Raw genomic sequence first — 603 nt, forward strand, 5'->3', positions numbered from 1 at the left:
TCCACGTACCGGATTGGCACGGAGGCCAGTGCCAATCCGGTGTGTGGAGGGCATTAGGTGGAAAGCTCAAGATTACTCAACTTTCCAGCACTGGTTACTTGGGGCAATTTGACTTTTGTGCCATTGCCAGAATGGGAAATGCTGAGGATTCTCATTACTGCCAGGTAGTCGAGAGTCCATCTGGTTCACGAAAATGGTACAAATACGAGCACAAGACAGGTTGTATTGCGTCCTGTGTAACTCTCAATTAAGTTTGGTATCCAAATACTGAAAATACCCCTGAGCCACAAGAGTAGTTTTGGGCCGGATAAGAGGTGATCTGATAAGTTGCGCCAGCAGGGACAGCAAAAGAGATGAATGCTGTCTTCCCATAAGATGGGTTGTTGCTCGCATTTGTGCTAATCAATGCCCCTGCAACGTATCCCTGCAATCTGGATGTGTTAGCGCAATCTCCCCCGGCGGAACCACCATTCCCTCCAGAGGCGTAAACAAACAGCGTACCACTTCCTGTATTGCGACCAGTAAATGATCCTCTGTGTGATCCAAGATTACTGTAACTACCGTTAGAGGAACCGGAAGTTCTCCACACACCGGATTGGCACG

The 603-nt window shown here is 48.6% G+C and carries 2 protein-coding genes; one reads left to right on the forward strand and one right to left on the reverse strand.

Annotation, left to right across the window (positions count from 1 at the left end):
- Positions 1-251 (forward strand): hypothetical protein (locus ACJHX7_RS26255; protein ID WP_073546372.1); only part of this gene is annotated, 251 nt, incomplete at its 5' end.
- Here ACJHX7_RS26255 and ACJHX7_RS26260 read toward each other — a convergent pair.
- Positions 248-603: prepilin, shufflon protein A (locus ACJHX7_RS26260; protein WP_071529125.1), on the reverse strand; the 356-nt coding region annotated here is incomplete at its 5' end. The genes ACJHX7_RS26255 and ACJHX7_RS26260 overlap by 4 nt on opposite strands.

Origin of the sequence: Escherichia sp. WS1451, from assembly GCF_046487365.1 — a bacterium.
In the GTDB taxonomy this organism is placed as follows: domain Bacteria; phylum Pseudomonadota; class Gammaproteobacteria; order Enterobacterales; family Enterobacteriaceae; genus Escherichia; species Escherichia coli.